This window comes from Carboxylicivirga litoralis (genome assembly GCF_025499605.1).
Lineage (GTDB): Bacteria > Bacteroidota > Bacteroidia > Bacteroidales > Marinilabiliaceae > Carboxylicivirga > Carboxylicivirga litoralis.
In genome coordinates, this window is sequence record NZ_JAFMVC010000001.1 from 469,755 (window position 1) to 490,482 (window position 20,728).

Genomic DNA, 20,728 nt, shown 5'->3' on the forward strand with positions numbered 1-20,728 from the left:
GAATCGTATTATTTAATTACTTGAGGTCGACGTAATCTTTACTACCCTGCACTGATGTGGCTCCACAGTCAATTTTATCTGAGCAGATGGTTTAAAATCAAGGTTTTTATGCATCCACAAATCGCGCACCTCTACTTGTCCGTCAAAACCTAACTGGGCGAGATCGAGTGCTATTTTCCGTTTCTTATCATTATCGCGGTTAAGAAAACCAACGGCCCATGAACCATCTGCCAGTGGCTTGGCCCAGATCTCTTCAGCTCCATCTTTGTGGATGCGGGATGCCTGCTTGCCCAACTCATCCTGATTAACAGCGATAAGCTCCTGATTGGTAAGGATGCGCTTGGTATCAGCATCCATGTTGCGGATGTCGCAGGTCATCAGTAAAGGAGCCGACAAAAGGGACCACAAGCCAAACTGCGCTTCATACTCGGTTACCGTGCAGCCATTGGCACCATTTGCCGAAGAAGATGCTCCTGTTCCATTGAGGCCAACCACCAGCATATCAGGATCGTTCCAACGACCGGGTCCGGCGAACTTTTCCAGTCCCACCTGACGGTCCAAAGCTTCCATGATGCCGTTATGTCCGTTATTATACTGCCCATGCTCCCAAGTATCGCGCAAATCCCAGGTGGTGCGCCATAGCTGACCATCCACCTTTTCGCCCCATAGCCATGGTGCCCGCTGCCCCCACTCACAAATGGCAAACACCATTGGACGGCCGGTTGCTCTAACAGCTTTTATGAATTTCTCGTAGCGCTCTATGCCAGTCCATAAGTCTTCGGGCGCATGGCAATAGTCGCATTTGATGTAATCTACACCCCATTCGGCGTAGGTTTGTGCGTCCATCTCCTCATAAGCTAAACTACCCACCATGCCGGCACAGGTGTATTCGGCAATATCTGTATATATTCCAAACTTAAGCCCTTTGCTGTGGACATAATCCGCTACCACCTTCATGCCATTGGGAAATTTCTTGGGGTCAGGATACACCTTACCATCGGCATCGCGACCGCCATGCCACAAATCATCCAGAATGATGTACTCGTAACCGGCCTCCTTCAGCCCGTTCTCCACCATAGCATCGGCCAGTTCCATCACAATGCTTTCGCTGATATTACCTTCGAACAGGTTCCAGCTTATCCAGCCCATGGGAGGTGTTGGGGCTAACACATCTTGTTGTGCCTTCACCGACAACCCAAGGACACAGGTGAAGCATACTAGTAATTGGATTATTTTATATTTCATAATTCTAAAGTAAGTATAAAAAAAAATGCCCCGAAGGGCATTTTTAGTGAGTATTATTAATAACCTTCATTTTGGTCTAATAGCGGATTTTTATCCCGCGATGAGGTTGGAATCGGCATCAGCATTAAACGCTCATCCCAAACCTTCAGCGCACTTTTGTTACCAACCGGATCATAGGTCTGACCTTTCATCACCACACTGGCGGCCTGATCTCCTTTAATACCACCATTACGCTTATCATCTTCGTATAAACGAATGTCAAAATACCTTAGCCCCTCACCTGCCAATTCAATACGGCGCTCGCGACGAATAAAGTTGATGGCGTCTTCTTTTGAAAGACCCGCAGGTACATCGGGCATACCACAGCGGTCTCTTAGTTTGTTCAGTTCTGTAGTAACCGTTCCGTCATAACCGGTTGTTTGCGTATGCGCCTCGGCATAAATCAAAAGCATCTCGGCCAGGCGGATAACAGGGAAGTCGGCTCCACTCATGTAATAGGCATCACCCCATACAGAAACCACATCATCACCGCCACTCATTTTACCAAATACGAATCCACTCTGTCCGTAATTATTGATACTATGGATATACTCAAAGTATAAGTCGTCAACAAAGGTGTTAACCGATGCAAAAGGGAAAACAATGGACGCATACAAGCGACTGTCTCGGTTCAGGTACTGATCCATATATGGACGCTGTGGCAACTCATCAATAATGGTTGCTAATGCCTGGCTAAATGTCAGGTTGTCGTCCACCTCATCTGGATTGCCATCGGGACCCGCCTGGATTGTTGCGACTTCCTCTCGCAATGCCTTGTAGTTATCAATACGTGTTGGAATATCCTGCAATGCCGGTTTGGTTTGTCCGTCAGCGGCCCAATAGTCATCCACCAAATCCTGAATAGGTGCCACAGTGGCCCACGCCTGCTTGCTTGACAAATTAGGAGATAAAAACGAAGTAATACGGTTAAAATCACCATAGTCTTCAGAAGCCATGTACTCCTTAGCAATAATTACCTCTGAATTACCATCCACGTTCCACACATTGCGGTAGTTAAAAATACCGTCCAGGAATTTCTCTTCATCAATTCCTAGCGCATCAAAATCCATTAGTCTTTTGAAATACTCCCGATCTTTGAGGTTTTGATCGCTCAAATCACCTGAATAAAACAAACTGTAACCTCCATTATCGATTACGTAACGCGCCGCTTCTTCAGCTGTTGCATAATCGCCAAAGAAATAGGCTGCACGTGCTTTTAAAGCATAGGTCATAGCCCGGTTAAAATGCGCGGGTTCATTTGCTTCGGGAAGAATCTGAGCGGCATCTTCCAGTTCATCCAATATCCACTCTCTAACTTTTTCAGCCGGCTCACGTGGCAGTCCATCATCAAAGCTATTGGCAACAGAGTCCACAATGGCTACATCACCGTAGAAAAGTGTCAGATTGGTATAATGCCAGGCACGCATCACCCGTGCCTCGGCCTTTGTAATATTGCGAACATCCTCATCTACTCCATCAAACTCATCAATTTTGTCAATAAGAATATTACACACCCGGATGGATGAGAAGTTATTACCACGGTCTCCATAACTTGCCCAATCTCCATAACCAAAACTCTCAGAACCTGATACAGTATTGCTCTGAATTTTCACTCCATGACTATCCCACGAATTACGGGAATAGGCATTATCGGCGTAGCCATCAATAAACACATTATCAGAACCCGGTATCTCCGCATAAACAGCATTGAGTAACTCGGTCACCTTAGACCCGTCAATTTTGGATGGATCGAGCGATCCTTGCGGTGCCTTCTCCATGAAATCATCGGAACAACCGACCATCGTGATGAGGGACAGCATACCGAATAATATTGATTGATATATATTGCGTTTCATATGATTGATTTTTGTCTTCATTTGCATTAGAAAGTAATGAAAGCTCCGGCGGTAAAGGTTTTAAGCCCTAGTTGCGCTCCACGACTTGAGGAACGTTCGGGATCAAAATCTTTCATGCGCTTATCACCGCGGATAGTAAATAAGTTATCTCCTGAAACATAGAATCTCACCTTTTGCATACCTGCTTTCTGAGATATGTGATTTGGCAGGCTATAGCTCAGTGTGATGTTTTTCACACGGAAATAGTCGCCATTGAACAACCAGTACGATGAACGAATACTGTTATAGGTATAGCGATCGTCGGTTTCTTTAAACAGTTTTGGATAGTTGGCATTCTGATTGCTCTCGGTCCAGTAATCCAGTTGCCATTCGCGTGGCACAGCACTGTTAAAAAAAGCCTGCGATGCTTCATTATCCATATACACCTTAACACCTGTTACGCCCTGACCAATTACAGACAGCGCCCAGTTTTTGTATTTCAGATCGAGTGTTAAGCCATAGGTAAAGTCTGGCACATCCTGACCAACTACTGTTCGGTCTTTATCATCGATAACACCGTCATCGTTCTGATCCACGAACTTTACCATACCAGCCTCAGGTATTTGTGTACCGTAAGGAATCACGTTACCTGATTCGATATCCTTTGTTGAATACAAGCCATCGGCGTCGAGCATGTAGAAGCTACCAATTGATTCGCCCACCTTATAAATCCAATAATCATCCGGTGGAAGCATATCCACATTATCACCCAAATCAACCACTTCGTTCTTATTATTGGCCATGTTTACCCCAACAAAGTATGAGAAGTCGCCCAACTGTTTCTGGTGGGTCAATGCCAATTCAATACCACTATTGCGCACCTGGCCAACATTTCGTGCAGGAATGCTTGAGCTGCTGATACCTGTTTCTATTGCCACATCATTAGCACGAATAAGAATATCGTTAGTCAAACGGTTATAATAGTCAAATACGAAGCCGAACATTCCGTTATTCACCATCAGGTCAACACCTATATCTGTTGTAGTTGTTGTTTCCCAGGTCAGGTTTGGATTGGCAATACGGTCTTCATTCAGGATTGAAACCACTTTTCCTCCAAGGTAAGTTGTTCCCCCAGCAGCATAAGTTGAATAGGTATCGTATAATCCAATATTGTTGATATTACCATTTTTACCCCAGGATGCTCTCAACTTAAGGTTATCCAACCAGGTAAAATCAGACATAAATGCCTCTTCATTAACACGCCAACCGGCAGAGAATGATGGGAAGTAGCCCCAACGGCCCTCTTTTGCAAAACGCGAAGAAGCATCGGCTCTCAGGTTCGCTTCAAACAGGTACCTCTGGTTAAAATTATAGCTGATACGTCCAAAATAGGATAAGGTACTTTCCTCCTGGAAATCAAATCCAGGACTATCATCGCCTTCCACTTTATTGGTCACCAACTGATCCTCAGGATCTGTTGAACCACCCGAAATAGCATTCATATCATTACTACCAAAGTTCTTACGCCCCACTTTCAATACTTTATATGTATAGGTATCAGCATGCATACCGGCCATTACGTCAAAATTGTGTGAGTCATTAAGCGTTTTGCTGTAATTGATCCAGCCATCATAAATCAGTTTCTCCGAATAACGCCAGTTCTGGTTCATTTGGTTTACTTCAGAAGCTGTTCCGGGAATGATACCGGTTGAAGGATTCAGGAAGCTTGGTACACCATCCATTTTATTCTGGAATTCAAAGGTTCGCTCATCCCAGTAACGATAACCTAACTGGTTGGTAAATTCAAAGTCCTTAAATGGCTTAAGCGTTGCCGCTACGGTTCCCAGTAAATGACGCGTATCTCTGTTCTTGCGCCCTTTTTCTTCAAGTGTGCGCAGGGGATTATAGTTAATCTCTTCAGCTGTCGCTTCACGGCCGTTACGCACCGAACCCCATTCGCCGTTTGTATGACGGGCTACCTGGGTTGGTGGTACACGCAAGAATTCGGTTAAGGCTGCGTAGCCTTTTTCTCTATCATATTTTTTATAGATAAAATTAACATTAGAGGTCACCGTTAACCAAGGCTTTAACTCCGCTTTTGTTTTTGAAGAGAAGTTGTAACGATCTGTTGCTTCACCAGGCGTAAGCGTCTCATTTTTAAGGTAACCCAGTCCGAAATTGTACTGTACCTTATCGCTACCACCTGAAAATTGCAAACTGTGCTTTGTAAACAAGGCTTCGTCTCTTAGCACCTCATCAAACCAGTTGACATTAGGATACAGATCCGGGTTTGTGCCGTTTTTATAATTCATCACATCCTCTTCACTAAAACGCAAACCATCGGGTGTAATGCCGGAGTTAAGTTCTGAAACACGATACATATCAGCGTACTGCCATGAGTCCAATACCTTAGGCACATAAGTAGGTGTTTGCATACCAAACGAACCGTTGTAATCAACCGTTAGCTTGTCTTTCTTACCACTTTTGGTGGTTACCAACACCACGCCATAGGCTGCTTTAGCACCATAGATAGCAGCAGAGGAGGCATCTTTCAGGAAAGTCAGGTTCTCAATAGAGTTAGGATCGAGGTTACTGAAAAAGTCAGAGCTTACCTCAATACCATCAACAATATACAGTGGAGACGATGATCCAAGGTTACCACGTCCGCGAATATTGATTGAAGTACTACCAGAACGAGAGATAATGGTAACACCTGGTACGACACCCTGCAACGATTTCAGCATGTTGTCAGTAGGACGGTCTTCAAGTAATTTGTTATCAACCGCGGCCACAGCACCGGTCAGGTTCACTTTCTTTTGAGTACCATAACCCACTACCACTACTTCATTTAAGTCGGTGAATTCCTCCACCAATGTGATATCAATTGTAGTGCGGCCCGAAACATTCACTTCCTGCGGCTCAAAGCCAATATAGGAATAGGCCAGAATGGCATCGCCCGAACTAATATTGATGCTATAAACTCCATCGATTCCGGTAATGACACCGTTGGTTGGGTTCGATTTCTCGTACACGTTCACGCCTGGCAAAGGCTCACCATTTACGTCAACCACCGTACCCGTTACACTGATCTGCTGCTGTGCCACCGTTTGAACAGCAACCTCCTTGTTGGTTAAAATCACCTGGTTGTCAATAATGCGATAGGCCACATTACTCTGCCCAAAGAGTTCATCCAGCACATCCTCAATATTCTCATTTTTTGCATCAATGCTCACGGTTTGATTCACATCCATGCTTTGAGGGCTGAAAAAGAACTTGTAATTAGACTGCTCTTCCAATGCACTGATTACCTGAACAATCTTTACATTATTGAGCTTTAAATTCACCTGTTTCTCTTGCGAGTAGCCGGTTGCAGACCAAGTCTGAACGACTCCGACTAATAATAGAACAACAATTGCTTTCATAATCCGCAATGCTCGTTTATGGGTATGAAGAGCCCATACCCATGGGTTCTGGTTTTTTTTCATAAATTTGTAATGTTTGTAGGGTTCTAAAAAATAACGCTTTGAACACTCTGCATTCTAAACAGGATCGTGTGCCACCACTTTCCTGTTTTCTTTTTTTATAATTATTGATTACTACTAATCACCACCTTTCTTTTTGAAAATGAACCATCCTTCAAACGCTTCGGATGCTCAATCTTATACCTTATTGGTAAAATCAATTTGGTTATTTCCAGGACTTCTTCCAGCCGCTCGTTTTCAATTTTCGCGTATACAGGTAAAGACTCCAGTTCTTTGTCGGCGATTTCGATATCGACATTATAGAACGTCTCAAGTTCTTTCGCCGCATCCAGCAAACTTTTATTCTTTAACACCAATATGCCCTTGGTCCAGGAGAGCTGCTCCTCTGCTGTGGCCTGTGCAATATTAAAAGCATTGTCCACACTACTATAGGTATACTCTTGTCCTGGTTGGAGCACTGCCTGATGTTCGTTATTGTTTCCCAGCATCTCCACGCTTCCCTCCTCCAGAAATACGCTTGATATATCATCGTTTTCGTAGGCCTCTACGTTGAAACGGGTACCCAGCACCTTCACTTTAAAACTGTGGGTCGAAACCACAAATGGATGGTTGGCGTCTTTTGCCACTTCAAAGAAAGCTCCTCCCATGAGGTCAACAGCCCGCAATCCGTCCGCCTGTGCATATTGCAAAACAGAACCGGCCTGCAACCATCCTGATGAACCATCGGGCAAAAAGAAACGCGTGCGACTATTCTGTGGCGACTCTACAGTAATACTATTCTGAGCCATTGAAGGTGATTCCTGGTTAAAATAATAAAGTGCCGCTACCACCATCAGCGGTATTAACAGGATAGCTGCAATGCGTTGCACCCACTGCCCAATATTCCTGATGCTTCGCCTTTTAGTCTTGCGTTCGAGCTCCTGTGCTTTGTAAAATATTTTGTAGTACAATTCATCGGGTTCATTAAGGACCAGGTCATCACGACTACTCACTTCATCCCAATGATTCTCCAGCTCCTTTTTAAACGCCTGCTCATGTTCTTCGGTCTGTAAATAATTATACAGCAACTGATAATCATCTTCAGAAAGGGATACTCTGGTTCTTAATTTTTCTATGATCTGATCAAATTGTATCATATATGACTTGCTACTTTTACTCCTATTATCCTTAAGATAAATCAGGGTCCTATTAGTATTTGATTTTTTTTGAATTATTTGTCAATCCCCAACCTGTAATCAATACAACTGACACTTTAACAGACAAATATTAATATAAGGTCAGAAATAACAATAAGGCCAGTCCGCCTTGTAGCTGTTCACGTATCTGTCGGTAGGCAGCAGTTAATTGATTCTTAACCGTTTTTTCTGATAGCTGAAGGTGTGCTGCCACCTCGTTCACTGTCAGCCCCTCTTTTTTACAAAGCAGGTAAACCATTTTACGCTTCTTGGGCATCTCTTCTACAATGGCATCAACCTTTCTGGCCAGCATTGCATAATCTATTTCTTCGCTAGCTTCGGACCCGTTCTGGTCATGCTCCAGGTAGTAGGATTGTATTAGCTCATTCTCACGTTTCTGCTTTATAAAGGCTTTGCGAATTTCATTATAGGCGATGGTGAAAATGTAGCCTTTCACCGACTCGTTATGCTTAAGTTCATGGCGTTTTTGCCACAGTTTAATAAACACCTTCTGCACCACCTCCTCTGCATCGTCCTTTGAAGGCATATAATGCCCGGCAAACTCTAAAAGTTTGCGACCATATTTAAGGTACAAGCCTTCAAATGCTTTAGTTTCGTCTATTGCAAAGACCTTCACTAATTCGGTATCTGGTGTATCTGGCATCACCTGCTAGCATTTTTTTGAGCCGTTAAAATAAGTTAATAAACCAGAGAAATGCAAAACAAAAAGAAACACATTGTGCTTTCGTTTCATTTCTTAAGTACTAAAATTTATTCGATTCCTAATATTCTAATTACCCAATAATAATAATATCCTTTCTTATGTCTGTATTTGCCTAAATCTATTATCATCACTATGGGATTTCAAATATCATATTGTCATATTAGTTGATCATTATCCTTGTTGTCCAGTTTCAATATTAGTACTTTCACTTCGTAAATATTAATTAATTCAAATTGAACATCTATGAAAAAGTTATTATTACCAATGGTAGCTCTTTTAGGAATGGTAGCCTGTCAGCCCAAAGTGACTTACACCAGCTCTATCGACAATATCCAACAAAAGGTGGAAGAATTTATTCCGGTAAAATTATCAACTGATTTATCTGTTTTAACAGAAAAAGAAAAACAGATGCTTCCTATTTTATTTGAAACAGCACAAATAATGGAAGATTTATACTGGAAACAAGCCTGGGGCAACCGCGATGAATTGTTAAATAATGCTGATAATGAGTATTTGAAAAAATTTATCAAAGTCAACTATGGTCCATGGGAACGCTTAAATAATAATCAATCGTTTGTAGCTGGCATTGGAGCCAAACCTAAGGGTGCTCAGTTCTACCCAACCGACATGACCAAAGAAGAGTTTGAAACTTTTGACCATGCTAAAAAGTCGGATTTATACACCATTGTTCGACGCGCAAAAGATAACTCATTAGAAGTACTTCCTTATAGCGAAGCATATAAAACAGAATTAACTAAAGCATCGAACCTGCTTAAAAAGGCAGCTGAATTGGCCGAAGATGAAGGCCTCAAAAACTACCTGACATTACGTGCTGAGGCTTTACTAAGTAACGATTACTTAGCCAGTGATATGGCATGGATGGACATGAAAACTAATACGATTGACTTTGTAGTTGGTCCTATTGAAACCTATGAAGATGCTTTGTACGGTAGCAAAGCTGCATTTGAGTCGTTTATCCTGATTAAGGACAAAGAGTGGTCGGACAAGTTAGCTCATTTTGCCGCTTTATTGCCACAATTACAGCTATCATTGCCTGTTCCTGCTGAGTATAAAGCTGAAGTTCCAGGAACAGATAGTGACTTAGGTGCCTACGATGCTTTATATTATGCGGGTGACTGTAATGCCGGTAGTAAAACCATCGCCATTAACTTACCTAACGACCCACAGGTCCATATTGAAAAAGGCAGCCGTAAACTACAGTTAAAAAACTCAATGCGTGCTAAGTTTGACAATATCCTGATTCCTATCAGCCAGGTAGTGATTGCTCCTGAGCAACAAAAACATGTTAAGTTTGATGCTTTCTTCGAAAATACCATGTTTCACGAAGTAGCTCATGGTCTTGGTATTAAAATCACCTTAGATGGTAACCAGAGCGTTCGTGAAGCAATGAAAGAAACCGCATCCTCTATCGAAGAAGCCAAAGCAGACATCCTTGGCTTGTATATGGTGAAACAATTGGCTGAGATGGGCGAGTTACCAAACAAAGACCTGATGGACAACTATGTTACATTTATGGCTGGTATATTCCGTTCAGTTCGTTTTGGTGCGGCCAGTGCACATGGTAAAGCGAATATGATGCGTTTTAACTATTTCCAGGAGCAAGAGGCATTTACATATAACAAAGAAACTGGTTATTACACTATTGACTTTGATAAGATGACAGAGGCGATGAATAAGCTATCAGCAGAAATCCTTATTATGCAAGGCGATGGCAACTATGATAAAGCGCAAAAAATGTTAGCGGAGATGGGTACTATTCGCCCTGCCTTGCAAGCCGATCTTGACCGAATTGCCAAAGCAGGTATTCCTCGCGACATTGTGTTCGAACAAGGCCCTGAAGTTATTGGTTTGTAAGAAATTACTATTCTAAATAAATACCAAAAGGCGATTGCTCCCCTAAGCAATCGCCTTTATTTATAATCCCAACACTCTCCTAGCCCTCTCCTGTTTCCTTTTATAGTTAATCCCAAAATTGTCATTAGACGTTGTCATAATGCCAATTCGATGAAGAATATCTAAACATTCCAGCAAAGCCGAAATGTAAGATTATCTATATCGGGATTCCCTCGATACGGCTTTCGCCTGTTGCCATTATCAAATTTTTAAAATTCCTAATGACAAATCTCGGTTAATCATTTATCCAACGGTTCAATTTGTGCCAACCGCCGGCATTGTAAACTTCACTAAAGCCACTCTCTAATAATATTCCTTTTGCAGAGGCACTTCGCATGCCCGATGCACAACAAACCACTAGCGGTGCGTTCAGCTTTTTTAGTTTTTTAATGGCCGTTGGATTCAAACGATCCAATGGAATATTAACCGAACCATCAACGTTTCCGTATTTAAATTCCTCAGGCGTACGCACATCTACAATTCGGGCGCCCCGCTCCATAGCATCCAACACTGCCTCTTTTCTCTTACCAAATATAAAATCAAATAGTCCCATACTTTTATGATGATTTAATCTCCGTTTTTGTCATTAAAATAAGTGGATAAATAATTACATCTGAGCCATCATGGCTGCAATACCTCCACCATTTTTCACATTGGTAAAACCGCGCTGTTGCAACACTTGCATCGCATAGGCCGAGCGCGCTCCAGATGCGCAATACACAATAATTTCCCTGTCTGTATTATTACCTAAATCAGCCTTACCAGCCATAATATCATCCAATGGAATATTCACAGCATCAGGAAAGGCACCGCTCATAAACTCACCAGGCGTACGAACATCGACAATTAATCGAGCCATCTCATCCTGGGTTACGTTCTGGTTACTTTCCACCTCCTGAGCAACCTCTTTCTCACCGAGACTTTTGGCTTCAATTGGCAATTGTATGACGTCAATATTCTTAAAACCTACTGACATAGCCTGACGCTGCAATGAGGTATGACCTCCTGAAATGTTATACACCTCATCAAAGCCTGCACCTTTTAGCGTGCGTAAAGCCTGGTGTCCTTTTTTACCGGTTTCATCATAAACAATTACTGGCACACCTTTAGGAATAGCCTCCAGATGCTGTGGCAACATCTCTAATGGCAAGTGATGCGCTCCTTTTAAATTACTCTTTTGATATGCAAAAACATCACGCACATCCAGCACCACCAAACGTTTGCCAACAACAAACTCATCTAATTCAGATGCCAATAAACTTGGGCTAAAGCCCGATAGCTTGTTTTCAGCGGCGTAAGCGGCCATGTTCATGGCATCATTCGCCGTTCCGATTGGAGGTGAGTAGGCAAAGTCCATATCAGCAATCTCTTCTACCTTAATTTTAGCAGCCGCTGCTGTTGCCAACACGTCTAATCGCTTATCTGCACCTTTATAACCAGCCGTTTGTCCGCCGAGGACCACACCTGTCTGACGATCGTAAACTACCATCACACTCACGGTTTCAGCACCCGGATAATAGGATGTATGGTGTTCTTTATGCACCACTACCGCGTCGGCATCAATACCAGCTGCTTTAGCTTGCTTTAGCGACATACCTGTGATACCAGCCACAGCTTCAAATACACGCACTACTGAAGTACCAATCGATCCTTTGTAAGCATGCTTACCACCCAAAGCATTTTCTGCAGCAATTCGTCCTTGTCGGTTAGCCGGACCAGCTAAAGGAATACGTACTTTTTTATTACTCACACGGTGCTCAATCTCAACCATATCACCGGCTGCAAAGATATCTTTATCGGATGTTTGCAGGTACTCATCCACCAACAAACCTCCTGCTTCACCTATCTCAAGGCCGGCATCTATAGCCAGTTGCAAAGTTGGGCGTACACCAATAGATAGCAACACCATATCGGCATCCAATTTCTCACCAGTATCAAGCTCTACAGAGTTATCATTAATTTTAACCACTCCTTTCTCTGTGTGTACACCAACACCGTATGAATGCAACTCTCGGGTAATGAAACCTGCTGTTTCGGCATCCATCAACGACATCACGTGTGGCATTTTTTCCACCACATGTACTTTCAAACCTCTTTTAACAAGAGCTTCCACCATCTCTAACCCAATAAAACCGCCACCAACTACTACAGCTGTCTTTGGTTCATTATTATTCAGATGATTATCAATCTTGTCCATATCATCCAAAGTCCATAAGCTAAATACATGGTCGTTATCTGCTCCTGGCAAATCGGGTTGAATTGGGCGACCCCCCTGGGCCAAAATCAGTTTAGTATATTCGTATTGTTTTTTACTTCCATCTCGAGTATCCAGTGCATTAACAGTGTGCCCTTCCTTATCGATAGAAGCTACTACGGTATTAACATGCACATCTACATTGTATTGCTCCTTAAAACTTTCAGGGCTTTGCAATATTAAGCTCGAACGATTCTTAATATCTCCTGCGATATAATAAGGTAATCCACAGTTGGCAAATGAAACATCAGGCCCAGCCTCCAGCATGGTTATTTGTGCATCTGGTGAAATACGTCGTGCTTTTGCTGCTGCTGTAGCTCCTGCAGCAACCCCTCCGATAATGACAATCTTTTCCATATTGATTATATTTTTTGTTTGTTTTTTCTCCTTAACGAATAATTCGGAGGCAAAACTAATGCCACAAAAAAGACTGTTTTGTGCCTATTGTCACATAAGAGAATTTTAGTGAGGAGTCTGAAAATATTGAGAAAAGAAATCCGATTAGTGTAACGTTTTACACCTTGTAAAAGAAGAAGATAAATAAATATTGTAATACTGACAGTTCTATCAATTAGGCGAATCAGCGATTCAACAAATAAACATTTCAGCTATAAACCTACAACCCAATCAACTCAATTTTATTTCGAGATAAACGAATCTTGCCCAATTTTTCAAGCTGCTTAAGAAGACGTGAAATAACCTCACGGGAGGTGTGCAGGTCATCAGCTATTTCCTGGTGAGTACCAAGTAGGGTGTTTGTATTTCGTTCCTCAGATAATTGTATCAAATAGTCGACTAAACGCTCATCCATCTTTTTAAAGGCGATACTGTCAACAGTATTCAGCAGTTCTTCAAATCGCAAACGGTAGGATTGCATAATAAAACTGCGCCAACCTTTATATTTCTTCATCCAGTCTTCCATACAGCGGATGGGCACCATAATGGCTGTAACCTTCTCAATAACGGTTGCCCGCACTTCGCTTCTGGCCTGTTCCATGCAACACGATAAAGTAGAGGCGCAGGTATCTCCTCCATTTAAATAATAAAGTAGTATTTCGTTACCGGCACTGTCCTCTCGAACCACTTTAATCACACCTTCAATCAAAAGGGGCATGGCCACCACATCATCGCCAATCTCAATGAAATTATTGCCGGCTTTCAGGGTTTTAGTCGTGCAATACCGCTCCATCTCTACCAAAAGTGATGGTTCTATTAATATTGGAAATTTCTGCTTAATAATTTCTTTTATATCCATTGCCCAGTTTTTACACGAAGATAATTCTAAAAATTATATGACATCCTGAAACTGAAATAATGACCTTCTTTCGTATAGGAATAATAAGGTTGCATCATAATCATTTCAAGCACATCCATCCACATGCCAACTGTCTGGCTATGGTGCCAGGTATCTGAACTTTCACCACTAAGCCAAACACGGCCTACATCGAAACCGCTCAACACACCAATATCCATTGGCAGATAGCGGTTATCCCAATCGATAAGTTGCAAACGTAAATCCAGGTTCTCAAAAAACACCTGCTCGCCACGAAAACGATTATTTCGGAAACCTCTTAAATTGGTGCGGTTACCCAAATTTGGATATTGATAAAACTGAGCATCTCCACTAATAGATTGGTAACCTATATTATTGGCCAACACCAGTTGCGGATGATTGGCTATGGTTAAATAAGCCTGCATATTGGTTCCAAATGTCCATAATACATTCGTATTGGTCACATCGTCCTGATAACTTAATGACGCATTAAAACGAATACCATTGGTAGGTTTCAACTCCCGATCGACATAATTGATGCTGTAATCAATTTTAGCTCCAACAAAACTATGCCTTTCTAATTCAGCTTCGGTAAAACCGAGTATCGGGTCTTGCCCCACTCGACCATCAGTATCTTCAATACGGACCGACTCAAAGGTAGGCCCAAACTTAAAATTGATATACGAATTACGACTCTGGAAACTAATCAATGGCTCTATTCGATAGGCACGTTTACGCACCCAATTGTATTGCTTTTTAAGGTCATAATTAACCGACTCATTACCATAGCCAAAGAAGTTTTCTATACTCGGATAGTCGATATGAAGCGAAGGGTGAAAATCCACATTCTTCACCAAGTCAGGGAAATGACCTTCGTACATCACCATGAAGGCATCCTGGCTTCCGGGAGCCACCAGAGCCGCCACCATCTGTTTGGATTTGTATGGTTCGTTACGCCAACCATGACGGGTCCATGAGTGTGTTAAGCCTAACCAAATTCCATCATCTAAAGTATAACCTCCACGTAAAAATGGCAGATTGGTGTTGTATTTAAAGCCATAGCGATCGTACTCATTCACATCAACATCATCAGATGTTTTGTCTTTAATATTCCTACCTACTAATTCAATCCCTTCAATGGTATCGTATGCATAAATTGCCTTGGCATCAGACGTATTGATGATTTTATCATCGTCTTCACCACCAATGATTCGAATTTTGATTGCCTTGTTATCGGCTCCAGAAACAATAAACTTATCATCACCACGCAAACCATATAAGCGTACTTCTTTTGTTTCATCAGGGGTAAACATACGTGAATACTTTAGTAAATCACCCTTTGATTTGCGCTCAACAAAGTATTTCACTTCTACTTTCCCATCTTCAAAACGCTTAATTTCAAACCGGTCATCATCATCTGTAGCAGACACCTCCACTTCGGCACTTAAAAAATCGTATAATTTGCGACTGATTTTAAGCATATTACCCCGACGTTCCTTCAATAAGGCAATCACTTCTTTATTTTGTTCTCTCACCTCCGGAGGCAAACCCCAAAGTGCCGAATCAATAACTTCATCCGTCATATTGGCTTGCAGCTGTTTGGTGATGCGCTCCCACTCACTCCACTCTAAATCATTAAGGAAGTAACGGTCGAAATAGCGCGCATTAAATGACAAATATTTGACATCGCGCACATCACCTTTCATGGTTTTAAACTTCTTCAAAAGAAAAGTAGACACATACACCGGAATCACACCTTCGAACTTATAAAATACCTGGTCACGATCGCGCGGAATTGGTCGGTAAATGGTCCGCTCCTCTTCCTCAAAACTGGCCCATCGCCACTGGTCATCATGCCTGTCCCAATCGTGAATAAACAAGTCGAACAATCGCGACTTTAATACCCATTCCTGGTCGACAAAGTGTGTTTTCTTCTCGCGCAGATTCTCCAATAAATCCGTGTAACCAATAATATTTTCTGAATTTCCAAAATAGTCAGCATCGCTCCAATCGCCCGATGGACGTTGTTCTAATAAATACACTTCCTCGGGAAAAAAAGCATTGTAACTACCCAATCCACGCTGGTGCTTTAAGTACACCAGCTCAGGCTGCGTCGAATACACACCAGCCGCTTCTGATAAGGAAGGAATCATCAAAGCTCCATAAGGGTGACTGGCCGAATTCTGATCCTTCATAATATTTAAGGCTTTCAAATCGGCAAACTTAGCATCAACCAACCTGGTATAATCCTTATTAATTGATCGTAAAATATACTGCTGACCATTCGCCTTTTCCATCCGTAATGAATTGGACGACATACCGCCACCTTTTTTGATAGGTGTTAATCCGCCATGTTTTGTTTCTAAAGCAATCAGTGGCATTTTCACATTGGTGGCCCACATACTCCGATACTGCTCACCCAAGAAAAACTTCATGGTTTTACTGCCTTCAAACACGGTATTGGCGGCTACTATCGTGTCTTTTCTTGTTAGTGCCGGATAAACTTGCTCTGTTTTTCTGCTGCCAGCACGTGGCGTCCGCATTTGCTTACGATATTCCAAAACAGGTTCTACATCAAAATCACTAACGGTATAATATTCAATCCAGGCTTCAGAGTTTTTATAGAAATCAATTTTGACATAACCACGTTCTTCACGCGTAAAATCAGCTTCACCTCCGGCAGCGGCGTACGTTACCTTACTACCCGAACCGCTGATTACCTGCTTTATTTCATCCTCATCAAAGTATTGCAGGTTATGCTCGTGCCCCGATGCAAAAGTGACATTCACATCCCATTTTTCAGCCACATCAAATAAACCTTCAACCAAATCCTGATACAAATGATTACTCAAATCCTGCACCGAACCTGTTGTTTGTCGGAATATGGGATAAACCGAACCTATGACAGGCAGTGGAATCCACATACTATTGTTTAGCTCATGCAAAGGGAAAACGTGATGCTTAAATGCAAAATAACCGCCATGTGTTCCATTACTCATTAGCGGATGATGCATAAAAACGATTATCTCATCATTTTTATAATTCATGAATATCTCCTCCATTCGCACCAACAAATCTCCACGTGTTTTAATATCGCATCCTCTGTTCATCTTCTTCTCCACCTCCCAGTCTTGCAACCACCATTGAGAATCAACAAATACGTACACCAGGTCTTTATCAACCTTCACCACTTTGGGGTCGCCACAACCATCGCCCGGATAAAAGCGCACTTTCTTATCCACTAAACTATCTCCAAAAGCCTCAACAAATTTCTCCTGACGCTTAATGCGTTTTAACCCACCTTTCTTCCCTTTTTTCCAATCGTGATTACCGGCAATAAAATATGTGTTTCCACTGGCTGTTTTAGCCAATTTCAGCTGAGCAAAAAGAATTTGTTCACTCTGCACCCTCTCTTCTCGCTTTTTCGACGGTAATCCTAATGGATAAATATTATCACCCAAAAACACTAAATCACTTGGTGCTTCTAATGTCGCCAAATGCCTTTGAACAGCCGTCAAAACAAAGTTTTGTCCACTCACTTTATCATCGAGTTGTCCGGCATCACCAATTAAAAAAACTGTACGAATTGGCTTGGCAATATTCTTATTCTCGTAACGCCTCCAATCTTTTTCGTCCGCACTATAATAGGGAGCTTTAGCTGTAGAGCATCCCATCAATAAGACACAAAAAGCATATGTCAGATACTTTTTCATTATTTGAGTTCATTAAACTTTAGCAAACGCCCTTTACGCCCTTTCCCTTCAGATGCGATAAACAGGTTATTATCTGCATCAAAGCAAATCCCTTCAGGTTGAGGCAATGCGCTTATATCTAAAAAAACAAGATATTCGATTTGTTGTTGCTGATTGACCACCACCAACAAACTTCCTCGTGCCGATAAGATGTAATAATGACGGCTAACGGGATGAATAGCAATACCAGATGGTGAGAAGCGCTTTAGGCGCCACTTTTGTTGACTTTCGAGTTGAAGTTTCTCGCCTAAATCTTCAAGGTCATCAATATCTATTTCTACAACCGGTTCCTCTTTCAGCTTTTCTTTATCCAGGGAATATTGGTAAACAGCCTTTTTCCTTCTTTTCTCATCCAGAGGTAAGCCTTTGCAGGCTATCAGCAGGCAATGCGTATGCGCATCATAACAAAGTCCCTCTGCATCGTTCTTCGATTTCAGAGTTGTTTCAATCTCCTTTGTTTTACCCTTTGAGCGATTATATCGAAAGAGTTTCCCATTGCTTTTCAAAACGTAGATGTGCTTACCTACTTGAGCGATGCCTTCGTAATCTCCGTTCTTATGAAATTCGTAGAGTTTTTGTCCACTATCGGTTCGTTCTTCTACCTGGTAAATATGTCCCTTTTCATCGTTGATGGCAATAATTGTGTTTTGAGCCAGGGCATAATCGAGCCCTGAAATTTCCTGGAGATCACTATTTAATTCCCATCTATTTGCCGGATGGGCATAATCATAAGAAATGCTTGTTGCCTCCGCAATTTCAACCACCTGGCTTCCAATACCAGTGCACGAACACATCAATAATAACAAAGCCAATAATCGACTTCCGGTCTTTAACATCTTCACTATTTCATCTTCTTTCATCAAAGAAAGATAAGAAATCATTTAAAAACTATAAATCATTCCTGAAGCCGCAAAAACGACGTGTGAAGTAAAATGCTTAACACTCTATAGCAAACCAACCAAAAAAACACCAATGCTGATAAAAAAAGCGATTAAGAACACATTGTATGACCATTGTAACAATTGATACTTACAAAGCGTGTAATGATTGAGCATAAAACTGGCTCGCACCTGGTTGCCAATTTGCAAATCCTGATTACGGACCACCGCATCCATTGAGCTTTCATATTCTTCAAGGCTTACACGTTTCATCATCATAAAACTGTTGTGCTTAAAATCGGGATACTTTTCCTTCATCTCGCGGTGATACTTGAACAAGCGATGAATATAGGCACCAATTGGACTGGCTGTTAATAAAGACAATACAAGCGAAACACCGCTGCCAATTAACAATACGATTCCAATTTTATTGCCATTATTGATGTACAAATCCATTTTTTGACTAAACACAATGAGTAATGAAATGATGGCCGTATTGATGCGAACCATTATCATCGCTTTTCTATCCGCCATGGTCATACGATTGATGAGCATGCGAAAATGATTTCGATAAAACGTTTGAAGAGCTTTTCGTGGCTCTTGTTTCGTATCATATGTCTTCCGTTTCTTTTTATTCTTCTTTTTTTGGTCTTCAACTACACCTACTTCTTTATCCTTAACCACAACATCGTTATACAATTCATATTCGATGGCATCTTGGGTAAAATCGTTATTCATATTATATATCTATATATTTAGATACAAATATATAAAATAATCCATCATCCAAACAAATATCACTTCTCTGCCATCGATATATCAATAAAAACTTACCTAAATTTGCACTTAAATAATAAAGCCTAACAAATTCCAAAAATGCAGATTCCTCAACAATACAGCTTCATCGTTCAACTGGGCAAAGCCCTTCACACTTACGGTGTTCCATCTTACAAATCACAAATTTACCTGACAGAAATTGCTGAGAAAAAAGGTATTAAAGGTAGTTTTATGGATACACCTACCTGGATTAATTACGTGTTTTACGAAGAAGATGAAAATACATACAACCATGTTGAATGCGTTCCGCCGGGAGAATTAAATTTAGGTGCTCTTTCCGAAGTGGTTGAAATTACTAACAATGTCATCTCAAACGAGTTGACAACAATGGAAGCCAAAGAGAAAATAAAAGAGCTCGACCAGGCAAAGTTTGGTTATAGCAGAATCATCGAACTCCTATCATTTATGGTTTCAGCCGGTTCTTTCTGCGTGATTTTAAACACCAACTGGCTATCTGTATTAGTGGCTACTCTGCTGGGCGCTATCATATATGGGGTCACTGCCTTGTCGAAAAATTCGGGCTACATCAGAAGTACGTTAGAATCGTTGGTGGCCTTTTTAGCAACGGTCATCACAGGGCTTTTATCGATCCTGTTGCCCGACATCAATATTTCAATGACCATACTGGCTTCCATTATCGTTTTTATTCCCGGCTTATCGTTAACAACAGCTCTGGAAGAGATTACCTCGCGTAGTCTGGTATCGGGAACAGCCAAACTGTTCGATGCATTGGTATCGTTATTTAAACAGTTTTTTGGTGTGGTGCTTGGCTTGGCGCTTCTACCCCTGTTCATCGAATTACAACCACACGTCGTGAATGACGATATCCCGTCGTGGGTTGACTTACTGGCCATTCCTCTTCTATCCATTAGTCTGATGCCGGTTTTTAAAGTACGCCCCAAAGATATTCCGCTTGGTGTAGTAACGGGTTTTATCTGCTTTTACACCACCCTGCTACTCGACTTTACGGGCATTCTGGTTAGTATTTTTTGCGGCACCATCGTTGCGGTCAGCATCAGCAAATTATTTGCCCACTTGACTAAAGCGCCTCGTTTGGTGTATCTTATACCCGGCCTCATCATGCTGGTACCCGGTAGTAAAGCGTTTATCGGTTTGAGCACTCTGTTTTTAAACACACAAGTGAGCAATAGTGGAATGGGCGAACAAGTAATCTATATTTTCATGGGCATCATCGGCGGGCTTATTTTCTCCGGAACCTTTATGGATAAACGCCTTGGCGAGAAAGCAAATAGTGAAAATGCCATATTTAAAAGGTAAGGATTGAACGTTAAGAATTGTGAAACTGTACATGAATAAAAG

General features: G+C 41.7%; 13 protein-coding genes. 2 read left to right on the forward strand and 11 right to left on the reverse strand.

All coding sequences use genetic code 11. The features are described 5' to 3' along the window. Positions 1-12 precede the first annotated feature (12 nt). From J1N10_RS01870 to J1N10_RS01890, 5 genes are all read right to left on the reverse strand, one after another. Positions 13-1,245 carry a glycoside hydrolase family 27 protein gene (locus J1N10_RS01870; RefSeq protein WP_262324974.1) on the reverse strand — a complete coding sequence of 411 codons (1,233 nt, stop codon included), beginning with the start codon at positions 1,243-1,245 and terminating at the stop codon, positions 13-15. Positions 1,246-1,301: 56 nt separating this feature from the next. After that, the gene (locus tag J1N10_RS01875; protein WP_262324975.1) at positions 1,302-3,140 is read right to left on the reverse strand and encodes a RagB/SusD family nutrient uptake outer membrane protein; all 1,839 of its coding nucleotides are present in this window, start codon (positions 3,138-3,140) and stop codon (positions 1,302-1,304) included. A 26-nt stretch (positions 3,141-3,166) separates the two neighbouring features. Continuing rightward, complete coding sequence (locus J1N10_RS01880) at positions 3,167-6,604, reverse strand: TonB-dependent receptor (protein WP_262324976.1); 3,438 nt, start codon at positions 6,602-6,604, stop codon at positions 3,167-3,169. Between the two features lie 101 nt (positions 6,605-6,705). Further along, positions 6,706-7,737: a FecR family protein gene (locus J1N10_RS01885; RefSeq protein WP_262324977.1), complete on the reverse strand. Its 1,032-nt coding sequence runs from the start codon at positions 7,735-7,737 to the stop codon at positions 6,706-6,708. 130 nt (positions 7,738-7,867) lie between these two features. Next, complete coding sequence (locus tag J1N10_RS01890) at positions 7,868-8,440, reverse strand: RNA polymerase sigma factor (protein WP_262324978.1); 573 nt, start codon at positions 8,438-8,440, stop codon at positions 7,868-7,870. A 303-nt stretch (positions 8,441-8,743) separates the two neighbouring features. Here J1N10_RS01890 and J1N10_RS01895 point away from each other — a divergent pair, with 303 nt between their 5' ends. Next, positions 8,744-10,375, forward strand: a complete 1,632-nt coding sequence (locus tag J1N10_RS01895) for a dipeptidyl-peptidase 3 family protein (protein WP_262324979.1) — start codon at positions 8,744-8,746, stop codon at positions 10,373-10,375. 274 nt (positions 10,376-10,649) lie between these two features. Here the strand turns inward: J1N10_RS01895 and J1N10_RS01900 are convergent, their stop codons facing one another. The 6 genes from J1N10_RS01900 to J1N10_RS01925 all read right to left on the reverse strand — a co-directional run bounded on the left by J1N10_RS01900 (position 10,650) and on the right by J1N10_RS01925 (position 19,309). Then, positions 10,650-10,967, reverse strand: a complete 318-nt coding sequence (locus J1N10_RS01900) for a rhodanese-like domain-containing protein (protein WP_262324980.1) — start codon at positions 10,965-10,967, stop codon at positions 10,650-10,652. 54 nt (positions 10,968-11,021) lie between these two features. Continuing rightward, positions 11,022-13,025, reverse strand: a complete 2,004-nt coding sequence (locus J1N10_RS01905) for an FAD-dependent oxidoreductase (protein ID WP_262324981.1) — start codon at positions 13,023-13,025, stop codon at positions 11,022-11,024. 259 nt (positions 13,026-13,284) lie between these two features. Beyond that, positions 13,285-13,923 carry a Crp/Fnr family transcriptional regulator gene (locus J1N10_RS01910; protein ID WP_262324982.1) on the reverse strand — a complete coding sequence of 213 codons (639 nt, stop codon included), beginning with the start codon at positions 13,921-13,923 and terminating at the stop codon, positions 13,285-13,287. Positions 13,924-13,949: 26 nt separating this feature from the next. Then, a complete protein-coding gene (locus J1N10_RS01915) occupies positions 13,950-17,654 on the reverse strand; it encodes a metallophosphoesterase (protein ID WP_262324983.1) in 3,705 nt (1,234 codons plus the stop codon). Continuing rightward, positions 17,654-18,553, reverse strand: coding sequence for an SdiA-regulated domain-containing protein (locus J1N10_RS01920; protein ID WP_262324984.1), 900 nt, complete (start codon positions 18,551-18,553; stop codon positions 17,654-17,656). The genes J1N10_RS01915 and J1N10_RS01920 overlap by 1 nt, the downstream gene beginning before the upstream one ends. An 84-nt stretch (positions 18,554-18,637) precedes the next feature. Continuing rightward, positions 18,638-19,309, reverse strand: a complete 672-nt coding sequence (locus J1N10_RS01925; protein WP_262324985.1) for a hypothetical protein — start codon at positions 19,307-19,309, stop codon at positions 18,638-18,640. Between the two features lie 138 nt (positions 19,310-19,447). Here J1N10_RS01925 and J1N10_RS01930 point away from each other — a divergent pair, with 138 nt between their 5' ends. After that, positions 19,448-20,686 carry a threonine/serine exporter family protein gene (locus J1N10_RS01930; protein ID WP_262324986.1) on the forward strand — a complete coding sequence of 413 codons (1,239 nt, stop codon included), beginning with the start codon at positions 19,448-19,450 and terminating at the stop codon, positions 20,684-20,686. Positions 20,687-20,728 lie beyond the last annotated feature (42 nt).